We start from the raw sequence: 13,634 nt of genomic DNA, 5'->3' as shown, positions 1-13,634 counted from the left end.
CCCGGGGCCGGCCGCGGCCGGCCCAGGGCCGCGCCCCTTGCCCGGCGAGGGCCCGCGTCGGTGCGTGCTCGTCGGCGTGGGTGCCCGGGTGCGCCTCGGGGGCGGCTCGTGCCGTTCAGGCCGCGCGGACCGTGGGGCTCGGGTCCGCCGTGTGTAGGGAGCCCGACGCGCCCAGGTCCGCCAGGATCGCCGTGGACGCGCGGCGGCCCGAGTGCAGGGCGCCCTGGACCGTGCTGGTGTCCCGGTGGTCGCCGCACACGTACAGCCCCGCCAGCAGCCGCACCGGCCGTCGCAGATCGTGCGGCGGGCGCATCACCGGCACGGCCTCTGCGGTGTGCTGCACGGCCAGCGTCTCCCAGCGCGCCGTGGACGTGCCGTAGAGCCGGGCCAGATGCATCCGCACCGCCGTGTCCACGTCGCCCGGCGCGGCCCCCAGCACCGTCGACGACACCAGCGCCCGCCCCGCGGGGGCCCGCGCCGGGTCCACCGCGCTGACCACCGCCGTGTGCGCCACCGGCCCGCCCCGGTCGGCGTCCAGCAGCAGCGACGCGCCGGTCCGGGGCGGCTCGTCGGTCGTGTGGTGCACCACGGTCACCGGACGGAAGTCCGGCACCCGCAGCCCCGGCAGCAACTCGGCCGCCGTCCGCGCGTCGGTCGCCACCAGCACCGCCCGGCACCGGAACTCCCCGTGCTCGGCCGTGGTCACCGATGTCGTGGACACGCTGGTGACCCGTACGCCGGTGCGCACCGACCCCGGTGGCAGCCCGCTCGCGAGCAGCTCCGGCAGCACCTCCGCGCCCCCTTCCGGCAGGCACATCCGTCCGGCCGCGAAGGCCCGCAGCGCGAGGTCGGCGCACCGGCTGGACGTGGTCAGCTCCGGGTCGCACAGCAGCGCCGAGAGCAGCGGGCGCAGGAAGCCGTCGACGGTCCGGGCGGGCAGCCCGCGCGTCGCGAGGGCCTGCGCGGCGGGCAACTCCGGCCGGGACAGCAGCTGTTCGACCGGCATCGTGGCGATCCGGCCGAGTGCGGCCCCGAGCCGCGCCTGGTCCACCGCACCGCCCAGCGGCGCACCCGCCCGGGGGGCGCCCGTCAGCCCGACGGCCGGCCGGGATGTCACCCTGGGGGCGCTCGCAAGGGCGCGCACCGCATGGAGTGCGCCCCTTGCGCTCCCGCCGCCCGCCGGGGCGCCCGCGTGCTGCCGGCGCCCGTCGCTGTGCAGCAGGACGCCGGGGGTGAACGCGCGCAGTGCGAGCGCGTCGAGTCCCGGAGTCAGCCGCAGTTCGGGATACGACGTGAACAAGAGCTGCCCGATGCGGTCGAGCCGGAAGCCGTCGACCTTCTCCGTCGCCATCCGCCCGCCCACACAAGGGGCGGCCTCCAGCACGGTGGTCGCGATTCCTGCACCGGTCAGCCGATGCGCCGCGGCGAGACCGGCGATCCCGGCTCCCACGACGACGACGTCCGCCTGATACGCGGGCTCAAGCACGTGCCCCTCCTCGACGTTGCACGGCCGGTGGAGAGGTCATGCCCTCAACCGGCTTCGGAGATACCCGAGTTCGTGTCGAGGTTAGGTCTGCCTCCGGTCAAGGGCAGTCGCGCATGAACAGGGCACGGTCGCACAGCGGTCGCATACGTTCAGGCCGTCGGCACACCTCACCCGGCCGCCCGAATCGCCTCCTCGATCCCCGGGAACGCGAAGGCGAACCCCGACTCCAGCAGCCGCTTCGGCACCACCCGCTGACTGCCCAGCACGTCCCCGGCCATCTCGCCGAGCGCGGCCCGCAGCACCGGCGCCGGCACCGCGAACAGCGTCGGCCGGCGCAGCACCCGCCCCATCGCCGCGGTGATCTCACGGTTCGTCAGCGGCCGCGGGGCCGTCAGGTTGAACGGCCCGGACAGGTCGTCACGGTCCAGCAGATGCCGGATCGCGGCGACCTCGTCGTGCAGCGAGATGAACGACCAGTACTGCCGCCCGTCGCCGATCCGCCCGCCGAGCCCGGCCAGGAACAGCGGGAACAGCCGCCCCCACGCGCCGCCCTCGCGGGAGACCACCAGCCCGGTCCGGGTGAACACGGTCCGCACGCCCGCCTCGCGCGCGGGCGCCGCGGCCGACTCCCACTCCACGCACAGCTCCGGCAGGAAACCGCTCCCCGACGGCGCGTCCTCGTCGACGGCCCGCGCCCCGGTGTCCCCGTAGTAGCCGACCGCGCTGCCGCTCACGAGGACCCGCGGCCGCCGCTCCGCCGGCAGCCCCGCGACCGCCCTGGCCAGCGTCGCCGTGCCGAGCACGCGGCTGTCACGGATCCGCGCCTTGTACGCCTCGGTCCAGCGGCGGTCGCCCACACCGGCGCCCGCCAGGTTCACGACCGCGTCGCACCCCGCGAGCCCGGCGGCGTCGACGTGACCGCCCTCCGGGTCCCAGCGGATCTCGTCCGCCGCCCGCGGTTCCCGCCGCACCAGACGCACCACTTCGTGCCCCTCGGCGGTCAGGGACCGCGCGAGGGCGCCGCCGATGAGACCGGACGCGCCGGCCACCGCGATTCGCTCCATGCGCCCATCCTGCCCGCCGGCCGGGCCCGACGGCCCCATCGGCGCTCGTACGGCCGCCGTACAGTGGCGTCATGCCGGTTCCGCGCATACGCCACGCCAGGTACGCCGACGAGGAGACGCTCGCGTGGCTGGACCGTCGCTGCTGGTCCGTGCTGCACTCCGTCCAGCCGCGCCCGAGGCCCCCGTACGAGCCGTTCTTCACCGGCCGCTTCGGTCCGCGTGACCATCTCGTCGCCGAACTCTCCGGCGCGGTCGTCGGCTGGATCAGGCTGGGTCTGTCCACCCCGCAGGAGAGCAACGCCCACGTCCGCCAGATACAGGGCCTGGTCGTCGCCGACGAGGCGCGGGGCGCCGGGGTGGGCCGGGCGCTGCTGCGGGCCGCGCAGGACGAGGCGCGCCGGCAGGGAGCCCGCCGGATCACCCTGCGGGTCCTCGGGCACAACACCCCGGCCCGGGGGCTCTACGAGTCGGAGGGCTTCGTGGTGGAGGGCGTGCTTGCGCAGGAGTTCCTCCTCGACGGGACGTACGTCGACGACGTGCTGATGGGCCGCGCCCTCTGAGGCGCCCAGCGGGGCGCGGGCGTCACGACGTCACCAGCTCGCCCGTGTCCACGGGCACCGTCGCGTCGGCCGCCCGCGCCGCGTCCTCGGCGACCTCCGCGGCCGTCAGCACGTAGCCTGTCTCGGCGTCGGACGTGGAGCGGGCGAAGACCACGCCGAACACCTTGCCGTCGGTGGTCAGCAGCGGGCCGCCCGAGTTGCCCGGGCGCACCGTGGAGCGGATCGAGTAGATCTCCCGGGTGACGTTCTCGTCGTTGTAGATGTTCTGCCCCGTCGCCCGCACCCGGTTGGCGACCGTCGCGGCCTGCAGGTCGAGACCGCCGTCCTGCGGATAGCCGGCCACCACCGCCGCGTCCCCGCGGTCGGCGTCGTCGTCGAACTCCAGGGCGGGAGCGGGGAGTTGCGGCACATGGAGCACCGCCACGTCCTTGTCCGGGTCGAACAGCACCACCCGGGCCTCGTAGGCCGGCCCGACCCCGCCGATCCGGACGGTCGGCGCGTCGATGCCGGCCACCACGTGCGCGTTGGTCATCACCTGACCGGCCGTGTACACGAACCCGCTGCCCTCACGCCCCTGGCCGTCCGCCACGCCCTCGACCTTGACCGTGCTGCGCCTGGCCGCGTCGGTCGCGCTCCGCGTGACGCTGTCCCCGGAGGGCCTGGCCACCTCGGCGGTCGACTCGCTCTCGAACGGGTTGAACACCTGCGGGAAACCCGCCTCGGTGAGCGCGGACGTCGCCCGCGAGAACCAGGCGGGCGTGGCGTCCGGCATCGCGGTCTGCACCGCGCCCAGCAGCCGGGACTCCCGGATCGCGCCGGTCAGCAGCGGCGACGAGGACGCGGCCAGCACGCTCGCGGCCACCCACGCCACGATCAGCACGGCCGCCGAGTTGGCCACCGCCCCGCCGACCCCGTCGGCCACCCGCAGCGGCCCCCGCCCCAGCTCCCCGCGCAGCCGGCGCGCGGGCCGCCCCGCCAGCTCGTGCCCCACCACGGCGGGCACCAGCACCGTGAGCACCGCCGCCGTCGTCGCCGTCGTGCCCGGCGGGACCAGGTCCATCACCCACGGCAGGATCCACACGCCGATCACCGCACCGCCCACGAACCCGGCGAGCGAGATACAGCCGGCCACCAGCCCGCGCCGGTAGCCCGAGCCGGCGTAGGCCAGGATCAGCAGCGCCAGCACGATGTCGAGCAGGTCCACGGAGCAGCCTTTCTCCAGTCCCCGTCGGTGCGCGCGGCTACGCGCCCCCAGCACGCCCTAGTACGCGCCGGACGGGCCCGGTGATCAGTCACGACCGTGGTTGCCGGCCGCGAACCCGCCAGATGTGCGTCTACCCGAAAAACGTCACCGACCTGGACGATGGTTCCACCAGGTGGCACAGCACACATCGCGGACGGACCGGACCGGCCCGACAGTGGGTCCATGCGTGTCCTGAAACGTGGCATGAGAAGACGACGCGGCGCATGGCCGCGCACCGTGCACATACCCGGCAACGCCGTGGCGCTCGTGGGCTGTCTGCCCGGACTCGCCGCGGTGAGCGCCCTCGCGCTCTGCGCGCACGGCGTCGACCGGTCGGTGACGGCGGCCCGCGACACCCATGCGCTCGCCGCACGCGTCGCCGCCCCGCACACCGCGCCCCGGCCGGACGTGGTCCCCCGGACGGTCTGGGCGGGCTCCGGCGAAGCCCCCGAGGGGCAGCCGCCGCCCCGCTACGACGCCGTCGTCGTCGCCGTGTTCGTGCACCACACGGACACGCCCAACGCGTACCGATGCGAGGACGTCCCGCGGATCATCCGCGACCTCTACGCCGGCCAGACCGGCGCCCGCGACTTCGACGACATCGGCTACAACTTCCTCGTCGACCGCTGCGGGACCGTCTACGAGGGCCGCGCGGGCGGCGTGGACCGCCCGGTCACCGGCGCCCACACCGTCGGCTTCAACCACGGCAGCACCGGCATCGCCGCGATCGGCACCTTCACCGCGGGCGCCGAGGTGCCCCGCGTGATGACCGACGCCATCGCCGCGCTGTCCGCCTGGAAGCTGGGCATGTCGGGCACCGACCCGCGCGCGAAGGTACGGCTGGTCTCCAGCAGCAGCCTCAGCCGCTACACCGCCGGCACCTCCGCGACGCTGCCCACCGTGGCCGGCCATGGCGACGGCTACACGACCCGTTGCCCCGGCGCCGCCCTGGCGGCGCGGCTGCCCGGGATCAGGGACCTGGCGGCGCGGTTGCAGGGGCGCTCGTGAACACGCCGGGAGCGGGCGACGACACCGGCACCTGGAGCGAGGCCCTGCGTGGGCCCTGGACCGTGCTGTGCGCGGTCGCGACCGTCGTCCTGGGCCCCCGCGCGGCCGTCGCGTCCGCCCTCGACCAGGCCAACGCGGCGCCGCTGCACGAGGCGGCCGACCAGCCGCGTCGGTAGCTCCCCGCGGGCCCGGCGGTGGGCCCGCCTCATTCCTTGAAGCGGTCCCACAGACGCGGAAACCGCTCCGCGAGCGCCGCCTCGTTCTCGAAGTCCACCGGCGTGCCCTCCGGTTCGGCGGGGGCGGGCGCGATGCCGAGGTCGGGGGCGACGGTCCCGGTGAGCTGCTCGTAGGCCTCGTCGGCCGCGTAGCCCAGTTCCTCGGCGTCGCCGTCGATCTCCTCGTCGAACTCGTCGAGGAGGTCGGCGAGCGAGTCGGGGACGTGCACGGCGCCCTCGTAGACCTCGCGGCCCTGGCCGATCAGCCAGCACCGGAAGAAGTCGAAGGCGTCGTCGCTGGCCCCGTCGAGCAGCACCCAGGCGCCACCCCACAGGTCCCAGGTGTACGCGCGGTTGTAGCGGGCCTCGAAGTGACGGGCGAAGTCGAGGACCTGCTCGGGGTCGAGCTGGAGGAGCCGTTCCACCAGGAGGTCGGCGTGCTCCTCCGGGTCGCCCTCGGCGGCCTCGCGGGTGGCGTCGATCAGCTCCCAGAACTCCGTCTCGTCCATCACGGGTCAAGCATCGTGCCTCGCCGGGTGGGGCGCACGCGGAGTGCGGTGGATCGTTATCGGCGGTGCGCCGCGTCAGAGGCCGTAGAGCCGGGCCAGCCGGGCCGCGTCGGCGGCGAAACGGGCCCGCAGGCCCGGCGGTGCCAGCACCTCGGCCTCCGTCCCGAGCGCCGTGAGCTGGGTGTGGGCGACCTCCTCGGACTCCACCGGCAGCGTCACCGTCACCCAGCCGTCGGAGTCCGCGACGGCGGCGTCGTGCAGCGCCTCGCGGGCCGCGAGGGGATCGACGACGTGCGGCAGGGCGCGCGCCCCGGCGGGGGAGAGCCGCACCTCCACCTCGGCGCGCAGCAGGGACCGCGCGAACTGCTCGGCCCGCTCCTCCCAGAAGGCGGGCAGATCGAACTCCTCGTCCCGCGCGAACCGCTCCGCACCGGTGCCGACCCTGGTGAACCGGTCGATCCGGTAGACCCGCCACGCCCCCCGGGGGACCGCCCGCGCGCACAGGTACCAGACGCCCGCCTTGAGCACGAGGCCGTACGGCTCCAGCTCCCGCTCCACCTCGCCGTCCCCACGGCGGTAGCCCGCGGTGATCGGCCGGTCGTCCCACACCGCGTCCGCGACGACGGGCAGCAGCTCGGGCGTGCGGGGCTCCTTGAACCAGTTCGGCGCGTCCAGATGGAAGCGCTGCGCGGCCGTACGGGACGCGTCGCGCAGGGACGGCAGCAGGGCGGCGGACACCTTCAGCCGGGCCGCCGAGGCGGCGTCCTCCAGCCCCATCTCCCGCAGCGCCCCCGGCACCCCGGACAGGAACAGGGCCTCGGCCTCGCCCCGGTGCAGGCCGGTCAGCCGGGTGCGGTAGCCGCCGATCAGCCGGTACCCCCCGGCCCGGCCCCGGTCGGCGTAGACCGGGACCCCCGCCTCGGACAGCGCCTGCGCGTCCCGGACGACGGTCCGCTCGGAGACCTCCAGCTCGCGGGACAGCTCGGCGGCGGTCATGGAGGGTCGGGACTGGAGCAACAGCACCATCTTGATCAGCCGGGCGGCACGCATACGGCCATCATGCCGGGGGCCACCGACAGCGAAGGGGGCACGGCAGCCGCCGTACCCCCTTCGGTGAGCGCGTGGCCCTACAGGCCGTACTTCTCGCGGGCTTCCTTCACGGCGGTGGCCTTCACCTCGCCGCGGCGGGCGAGCTGGGCCAGGGCCGCGACGACGATGGACTCCGCGTCGACGCCGAAGTGGCGGCGGGCGGCCTCACGGGTGTCCGACAGGCCGAAGCCGTCGGCGCCCAGCGAGGACCAGTCCTGCTCGACCCACTGCGCGATCTGGTCGGGCAGCTGACGCATGAAGTCCGACACCGCGAGGACCGGGCCCTCGGCGCCCTGGAGCGCCTGCCGTACGTAGGGCACCCGCTCCTCGCCGCGCAGCAGCGCCGCGTCGGCCTCCAGCGCGTCCCGGCGCAGCTCGCTCCAGGAGGTCGCGGACCACACGTCGGCGGCCACGCCCCACTCCTCGGAGAGCATCCGCTGCGCCTTCAGCGCCCAGTGGATCGCCGTACCGGAGCCGAGCAGCTGGATGCGCGGGGCGTTCACCGGCACGGTCACGCCCGCCGACTCGGCCGTGTTGAAGCGGTACAGGCCCTTGACGATGCCCTCGTCGATCCCGAGGCCCTGCGGCTTCGCGGGCTGCGGCATCGGCTCGTTGTAGACCGTCAGGTAGTAGAAGACGTCCTGGTCCTCGCCCGGCTTGGCCTCGCCGTACATCCGGCGCAGACCCTCACGGACGATGACCGCGATCTCGTAGGCGAACGCCGGGTCGTAGCTGAGGGCGGCCGGGTTGGTGGCCGCGATCACCGGGGAGTGGCCGTCGGCGTGCTGCAGGCCCTCGCCGGTCAGCGTCGTACGGCCGGCCGTGGCGCCGACGAGGAAGCCGCGGCCGAGCTGGTCGCCGAGCTGCCACATCTGGTCGGCCGTGCGCTGCCAGCCGAACATCGAGTAGAAGATGTAGAACGGGATCATCGCCTCGCCGTGCGTCGCGTACGCGCTGGACGCGGCGATGAAGTCGGCCATCGAACCGGCCTCGGTGATCCCCTCGTTGAGGATCTGGCCGTTCTTGGCCTCCTTGTAGTACATCAGCTGGTCGCGGTCGACCGGCTCGTACGTCTGGCCCTTGGGCGAGTAGATGCCGAGCGACGGGAAGAGCGACTCCATGCCGAAGGTGCGCGCCTCGTCGGGGACGATCGGCACCCAGCGCTTGCCGGTCTCCTTGTCGCGGACCAGGTCCTTGACGAGGCGGACGAAGGCCATCGTCGTCGCCAGGTTCTGCGTACCGGAGCCCTTGTCGAAGGCGGCGAAGGCCTTCTCGGCGGGCGCGGGCAGCGGGGCGAGCGGGTGCACCCGGCGGGCCGGGGCGGGGCCTCCGAGGGCGGCGCGGCGCTCCTGGAGGTAGCGGACCTCGGGGGAGTCGGCGCCGGGGTGCGCGTAGGGCACCACGCCGTCGTCGAACGCGCTGTCCGGGATCGGCAGGCCGAGCAGCTCGCGCATCGTCTTGAACTCGTCCACCGAGAGCTTCTTCATCTGGTGGTTGGCGTTCTTCGACGCGAAGCCCGTACCGAGGGTGTGGCCCTTGACCGTCTGGGCCAGGATCACGGTCGGCGCGCCCTTGTGCTCGACGGCGGCCTTGTACGCGGCGTAGACCTTGCGGGGCTCGTGGCCGCCGCGGGAGAAGTGGAAGCAGTCCAGGATCTTGTCGTCGCTGAGCAGCTTCGCCATCTCGGCGAGAGCCGGGTCGCCGCCGAAGAAGTCCTGGCGGATGTAGGCGGCGTCGCGCGTCTGGTACGTCTGGACCTGCGCGTCGGGCACCTGGCGCAGGCGGCGTACGAGCGCGCCGGTGGTGTCGAGCTGGAGCAGCTCGTCCCAGGCCGTGCCCCACAGGCTCTTCACGACGTTCCAGCCGGCGCCCCGGAACTGGGCCTCCAGCTCCTGCACGATCTTGAAGTTGGCGCGGACCGGTCCGTCGAGGCGCTGCAGGTTGCAGTTGATGACGAAGGTGAGGTTGTCCAGTTCCTCACGCGCGGCCAGCGCGAGCGCCGCCGTCGACTCCGGCTCGTCCATCTCGCCGTCGCCGAGGAAGGCCCAGACGTGGGACGCGGAGACGTCCTTGATGCCGCGGTTGGTCAGGTAGCGGTTGAACCGCGCCTGGTAGATCGCGGAGAGCGGGCCGAGGCCCATCGACACCGTCGGGAACTCCCACAGCCAGGGCAGGCGGCGGGGGTGCGGGTACGAGGGCAGGCCGTTGCCGCCGGCCTCGCGGCGGAAGTTGTCGAGGTGGTGCTCGCCGAGCCGGCCGTCGAGGAAGGCGCGGGCGTAGATGCCGGGGGCGGCGTGGCCCTGGATGTAGAGCTGGTCGCCCGACCCGTCGGCCTCCTTGCCCTGGAAGAAGTGGTTGAAGCCCGTCTCGTAGAGCCAGGCCGCGGAGGCGAAGGTGGCGATGTGGCCGCCCACGCCGTACTTGGAGCCGCGGGTCACCATGGCGGCCGCGTTCCAGCGGTTCCAGGCGGTGATCTTCCGCTCCATCTCCTCGTCACCGGGCACGGACGGCTCGGCGGCGGTGGGGATGGTGTTGACGTAGTCCGTCTCCAGGAGCTTGGGCAGCGAGACACCGGTGCCCTCTGCGCGTTCCAGCGTGCGGCGCATCAGATACGCGGCACGGTGCGGCCCGGCCGCCTTGGCGACGGCGTCCAGAGAGGCCTGCCATTCGGCGGTCTCCTGCGGGTCGCGGTCCGGGAGCTGGTCGAGCTCGCTCGGCTGGGTGGCGTGGGGGTCGGTCATGTCGCCGCCTTCCTCAGTCGAAGGGGGTTCCCTCATCGGTAAGGGTTCGGGGTTGCCCTTGGTCTTTGGCAGGACAGGGCGTGAGGCCAGGGTGTGGTGACACCGTGCGGCGTCGCCGCGTGGCCCGTCGGGAACTGTAACCCCCTGATCGATGATCGATCAAAGGGTTGAGCCCTAAAACCTCTTGATCACGAGAAAGTCGGCACGCGGTGCCTTGGACCTGGGCACGCCGTGCCGGGTTTCCCCTTGGTCTGTGCAGGTGGGAGCACGTCTGAGTGGCCCGGCGCTCGGTTGTCGCACCCTCTCACGGACCGGCGTGCGCCGGGTTGCGTACCCGTCCGCCGGGGTGCCGGTGCGACCAGCGCAGGAACACCGCGAGGGAGACCAGCAGCCACGCGACCAGCACCAGGAAGGGGAAGGCGTGCTGGTGACCGGGGAAGTACACGGCCGTGTGCTGGGCGTTGACGGACCCGCCCGGCGGCAGCCAGCGCCCGATCTCCCCCAGCGGCGAGGGCAGCAGCGCCCAGGACACCGCGCCGCCCGAGGACGGGTTGCCGAGCAGCACCATCAGGCCCCAGGTCGGCAGCATCGCCCAGCGCCCCATGATCGTGTTGAACATGGTGAAGACCATGCCGCTCGTGAGCATCGTCAGCGCCAGGATCATCCAGGACTCCACGAAGGGCAGGTCCAGCGCCCCGAGACCCCAGTCCACGACCGCCGCGATCCCGAACCCGCCGATCAGCGAGTACGTCACGGTGACGGCGATCCGCTCCAGCGGATTCAGCGCCCGCGCGTGCACGCTCAGCTGGATCGACCCGACGAAGCCGATGATCACCGCCGCCAGGGAGATGTAGAAGATCGCCAGCCCGCGCGGATCGCCCTTCTGCAAGGGGTTGACGTCCTTCAGCGTGATCGCGACGCCCGTCTGCCGCCCCACGGCGACCGCCGCCTCGGACAGCACCTCCGCCACGGACGCCCCGGAAGCCCCGGAGACGTCGAACCTCACGGCCCGTCCGTCCTCGTGCACGTCGAGGATCGCGAAGACCTCCTGCTCCTCCACCGCCGAGCGGGCCTCGGCCACGGTGGGGTACACGCGCAGCATCATGGACGCGTTCAGCGCCTGCTCCATGCCCTCGATGAAGGCCCGTCCCCGCACCACGTCGTACTGCCCCACCACCGCCGTCGGGATGGAGTGCGGCGTCGGGTTCGCCATGGAGTACGTGTACGAGCCGGCGAAGAGGCAGGCCGCCGCGGAGATGATCAGGACCAGGACCGAGGCGGGCAGGAAGGGCGACTGCCGGAAGCGGTCCCACCTCTGCTCGCGCGTGGGCGGTTTGCCGTGAACACCGTGCGCCGCGTCGGACATACGGTGACATTACGATGTGTTCGGGTGCGGTCACGCCCGCGGCGCGCACCCCAGGACGTGGGACTTCACGATCTCCGCGATCCGCGGATCCCGGCGCCGGAAGGCCGCGACCAGTTCCTCGTGCTCCTCGGCGTACGACTGCTGCACCGTGCCCAGCCAGCGGATCGACAGTGCGGTGAACACCTCGATGCCCAGGCCCTCCCAGGTGTGCAGCAGCACGGAGTTGCCGGCGGCGCGGACCAGCTCGCGGTGGAAGCCGACCGTGTGCCGCACCTGACCCGTACCGTCCGCGTTGCGGTCGGCCTCGTACAGGGCGGTGACATGCGGCTCCAGCGCGGAGCAGTCCTCGGCGAGCAGCTCGGCGGCCAGCTCGGCCGCGATGGCCTCCAGACCGGCCCGGACCGGATAGCTCTCCTCCAGGTCGGCGGCGGTCAGGTTCCGCACCCGTACGCCCTTGTTGGGCGCGGACTCGATCAGGCGCAGCGACTCCAGCTCGCGCAGCGCCTCGCGGACCGGCGTCTGACTGACCTCCAGCTCGGTGGCGATACGGCGCTCCACGATCCGCTCGCCCGGCTTCCAGCGCCCGCTGATGATCCCCTCCAGGATGTGCTCGCGGATCTGTTCGCGCAGCGAGTGGACGACGGGCGCGGTCATGAGAGCTCCTTAAGGCGCGTTTGACGTTTAGACAATAAGGCCGTCCACGCTGGAGGGAGGGGCGCACGGGGGCGCTTCGATGCAGGTGAGACGAGGCGCACACGCTGGTGCACCCGGGTGCTTCCGTTGCCCGGCCGACCGCGTCTCCGGGCGGCCGGCCGGGTGTTTCCCGTGTTCCCCGGAAACGGCGACGCCCTCGCCCGGAGAACTCTCCGGGCGAGGGCATCACCGTTTCGGCTGGTGCGTCCTACAGGCCGAGCTCGACCTCGAACTCGCCGGCCTCCAGGATGGCCTTGACCGCCGTCAGGTAACGGGCCGCGTCGGCGCCGTCGACCAGGCGGTGGTCGTAGGAGAGGGTCAGGTAGGTCATGTCGCGGACGCCGATGACCGTTCCCTCCTCCGTCTCGATGACGGCCGGGCGCTTGACCGTGGCGCCGATGCCGAGGATCGCGACCTGGCCCGGCGGCACGATGATCGTGTCGAAGAGCGCGCCACGCGAACCGGTGTTGGAGATGGTGAAGGTCGCGCCCGCGAGCTCGTCCGGCGTGATCTTGTTCCCGCGGACCTTGCCCGCGAGGTCGGCCGTGGCCTTGGCGATACCGGCGATGTTGAGGTCACCGGCGTTCTTGATGACCGGAGTCATCAGGCCCTTCTCGGAGTCCACCGCGATACCGATGTTCTCGGTGTCGAAGTAGGTGATGGTCCCCTCGGCCTCGTTGATCCGGGCGTTGACCGGCGCGTGGGCCTTGAGCGCCTGGGCCGCGGCCCTGACGAAGAACGGCATCGGGGAGAGCTTGACGCCCTCGCGGGCCGCGAACGCGTCCTTGGCCCGGGCGCGCAGCCTCATCAGACGGGTGACGTCGACCTCGACGACCGACGACAGCTGCGCCTGCTCGTGCAGCGCCTTGACCATGTTGTCGCCGATGACCTTGCGGATCCGCGGCATCTTCACGGTCTGGCCACGCAGCGGGGAGGCCTCCAGGACGGGGGCCTTCCGCGCGGCGGCGGCCGCCGCGGCCGGAGCCGGGGCGGCAGAGGCTGCCTTGGCCGCCTCGGCGGCGGCCAGGACGTCCTGCTTGCGGATGCGGCCGCCGACGCCGGTGCCCTTGACAGCGGCGAGGTCGACGCCGTTCTCGGCGGCGAGCTTGCGCACCAGCGGGGTGACGTAGGCACCCTCGTCGGTCGCCTGCGCCGCTGCCGGGGCGGCGGCGGGAGCCGGAGCCTGGGCGGCCGGCGCGGGAGCCGGCGCGGCGGGCTGGGCCGGGACGGCGGGAGCCGGAGCCGGAGCGGCGGGAGCCGCGGGGGCCGGAGCCGGCGGGGCGGCCGGGGCGGGGGCGGCGGGAGCCGGGGCGGCGGCCGCCGGGGCCGGGGCTGCGGCCGGAGCCGCACCCGGGGCGCCGATGACGGCCAGCTTGGCGCCGACCTCGGCCGTCTCGTCCTCGCCGACGGTGATCTCCAGCAGCACGCCCGAGACGGGCGCCGGGATCTCGGTGTCGACCTTGTCGGTGGAGACCTCGAGCAGCGGCTCGTCGGCCTCGACGCTGTCGCCGACCGCCTTCAGCCAGCGGGTGACGGTGCCCTCGGTGACGGACTCGCCGAGCGCGGGCAGGACCACGTCCGTGCCCTCGGCGCCGCCGGCCGGGGGTCTCCCCCGCCGTGTGGGACAGCTTCCTCGGCCACCTCACGAAGTGACGGCCGC

The 13,634-nt window shown here is 73.4% G+C and carries 11 protein-coding genes and 1 pseudogene; 3 read left to right on the top strand and 9 right to left on the bottom strand.

The genetic code is table 11. The features are described 5' to 3' along the window. Positions 1-115: 115 nt before the first annotated feature. Both ACWCPM_RS33840 and ACWCPM_RS33835 read right to left on the bottom strand, forming a co-directional pair. Positions 116-1,486: an NAD(P)/FAD-dependent oxidoreductase gene (locus ACWCPM_RS33840; protein WP_450980101.1), complete on the bottom strand. Its 1,371-nt coding sequence runs from the start codon at positions 1,484-1,486 to the stop codon at positions 116-118. A 167-nt stretch (positions 1,487-1,653) separates the two neighbouring features. Next, a complete protein-coding gene (locus tag ACWCPM_RS33835; RefSeq protein ID WP_450980100.1) occupies positions 1,654-2,550 on the bottom strand; it encodes a TIGR01777 family oxidoreductase in 897 nt (298 codons plus the stop codon). Between the two features lie 71 nt (positions 2,551-2,621). On the opposite strand from ACWCPM_RS33835, the gene ACWCPM_RS33830 reads away from it, so the two are divergent. Beyond that, positions 2,622-3,110 (top strand): N-acetyltransferase family protein, encoded by a 489-nt coding sequence (locus ACWCPM_RS33830; protein ID WP_450980099.1) that lies wholly within the window; start codon positions 2,622-2,624, stop codon positions 3,108-3,110. A gap of 22 nt (positions 3,111-3,132) precedes the next feature. Here ACWCPM_RS33830 and ACWCPM_RS33825 read toward each other — a convergent pair whose 3' ends face one another. After that, on the bottom strand, positions 3,133-4,314 hold the full coding sequence (locus ACWCPM_RS33825; protein ID WP_450980098.1) for a MarP family serine protease: 1,182 nt from the start codon (positions 4,312-4,314) through the stop codon (positions 3,133-3,135). 243 nt (positions 4,315-4,557) lie between these two features. Here ACWCPM_RS33825 and ACWCPM_RS33820 point away from each other — a divergent pair, with 243 nt between their 5' ends. Together ACWCPM_RS33820 and ACWCPM_RS33815 are read left to right on the top strand one after the other, a co-directional pair. Beyond that, positions 4,558-5,361 (top strand): peptidoglycan recognition protein family protein, encoded by an 804-nt coding sequence (locus tag ACWCPM_RS33820; protein ID WP_450980097.1) that lies wholly within the window; start codon positions 4,558-4,560, stop codon positions 5,359-5,361. Further along, positions 5,358-5,537, top strand: a complete 180-nt coding sequence (locus tag ACWCPM_RS33815; protein ID WP_450980096.1) for a hypothetical protein — start codon at positions 5,358-5,360, stop codon at positions 5,535-5,537. Before ACWCPM_RS33820 ends, ACWCPM_RS33815 begins: the two co-directional genes overlap by 4 nt. A 29-nt stretch (positions 5,538-5,566) precedes the next feature. Here ACWCPM_RS33815 and ACWCPM_RS33810 read toward each other — a convergent pair whose 3' ends face one another. The 6 genes and pseudogenes from ACWCPM_RS33810 to sucB form a co-directional block, all read right to left on the bottom strand. Then, entirely contained in the window at positions 5,567-6,085 is a 519-nt protein-coding gene (locus tag ACWCPM_RS33810) for a DUF4240 domain-containing protein (protein ID WP_450980102.1), read from the bottom strand. 75 nt (positions 6,086-6,160) lie between these two features. Further along, positions 6,161-7,135, bottom strand: coding sequence for a helix-turn-helix transcriptional regulator (locus tag ACWCPM_RS33805; protein ID WP_450980095.1), 975 nt, complete (start codon positions 7,133-7,135; stop codon positions 6,161-6,163). A gap of 77 nt (positions 7,136-7,212) precedes the next feature. Next, complete coding sequence (gene aceE, locus ACWCPM_RS33800) at positions 7,213-9,915, bottom strand: pyruvate dehydrogenase (acetyl-transferring), homodimeric type (protein ID WP_450980094.1); 2,703 nt, start codon at positions 9,913-9,915, stop codon at positions 7,213-7,215. A 304-nt stretch (positions 9,916-10,219) separates the two neighbouring features. Next, positions 10,220-11,281 carry an ABC transporter permease gene (locus ACWCPM_RS33795; RefSeq protein ID WP_450980093.1) on the bottom strand — a complete coding sequence of 354 codons (1,062 nt, stop codon included), beginning with the start codon at positions 11,279-11,281 and terminating at the stop codon, positions 10,220-10,222. Positions 11,282-11,311: 30 nt separating this feature from the next. Beyond that, a complete protein-coding gene (locus ACWCPM_RS33790) occupies positions 11,312-11,935 on the bottom strand; it encodes a GntR family transcriptional regulator (RefSeq protein WP_450980092.1) in 624 nt (207 codons plus the stop codon). A 247-nt stretch (positions 11,936-12,182) separates the two neighbouring features. Beyond that, positions 12,183-13,589 (bottom strand): annotated as a pseudogene (gene sucB / locus ACWCPM_RS33785) (2-oxoglutarate dehydrogenase, E2 component, dihydrolipoamide succinyltransferase); the annotation flags it as partial. Positions 13,590-13,634: the final 45 nt, after the last annotated feature.

Source organism: Streptomyces sp. NPDC002309, from assembly GCF_053593375.1.
This window is presented reverse-complemented; position numbering and strand designations above follow the sequence as displayed.

What these genes read in the sequence shown, in the direction of transcription:
- aceE (WP_450980094.1), bottom strand. Translation starts at nt 9,915, where the DNA reads ATGACCGACCCCCACGCCACCCAGCCGAGCGAGCTCGACCAGCTCCCG.
- ACWCPM_RS33805 (WP_450980095.1), bottom strand. Translation starts at nt 7,135, where the DNA reads ATGCGTGCCGCCCGGCTGATCAAGATGGTGCTGTTGCTCCAGTCCCGA.
- ACWCPM_RS33835 (WP_450980100.1), bottom strand. Translation starts at nt 2,550, where the DNA reads ATGGAGCGAATCGCGGTGGCCGGCGCGTCCGGTCTCATCGGCGGCGCC.
- ACWCPM_RS33790 (WP_450980092.1), bottom strand. Translation starts at nt 11,935, where the DNA reads ATGACCGCGCCCGTCGTCCACTCGCTGCGCGAACAGATCCGCGAGCAC.
- ACWCPM_RS33830 (WP_450980099.1), top strand. Translation starts at nt 2,622, where the DNA reads ATGCCGGTTCCGCGCATACGCCACGCCAGGTACGCCGACGAGGAGACG.
- ACWCPM_RS33810 (WP_450980102.1), bottom strand. Translation starts at nt 6,085, where the DNA reads ATGGACGAGACGGAGTTCTGGGAGCTGATCGACGCCACCCGCGAGGCC.
- ACWCPM_RS33795 (WP_450980093.1), bottom strand. Translation starts at nt 11,281, where the DNA reads ATGTCCGACGCGGCGCACGGTGTTCACGGCAAACCGCCCACGCGCGAG.
- ACWCPM_RS33820 (WP_450980097.1), top strand. Translation starts at nt 4,558, where the DNA reads ATGAGAAGACGACGCGGCGCATGGCCGCGCACCGTGCACATACCCGGC.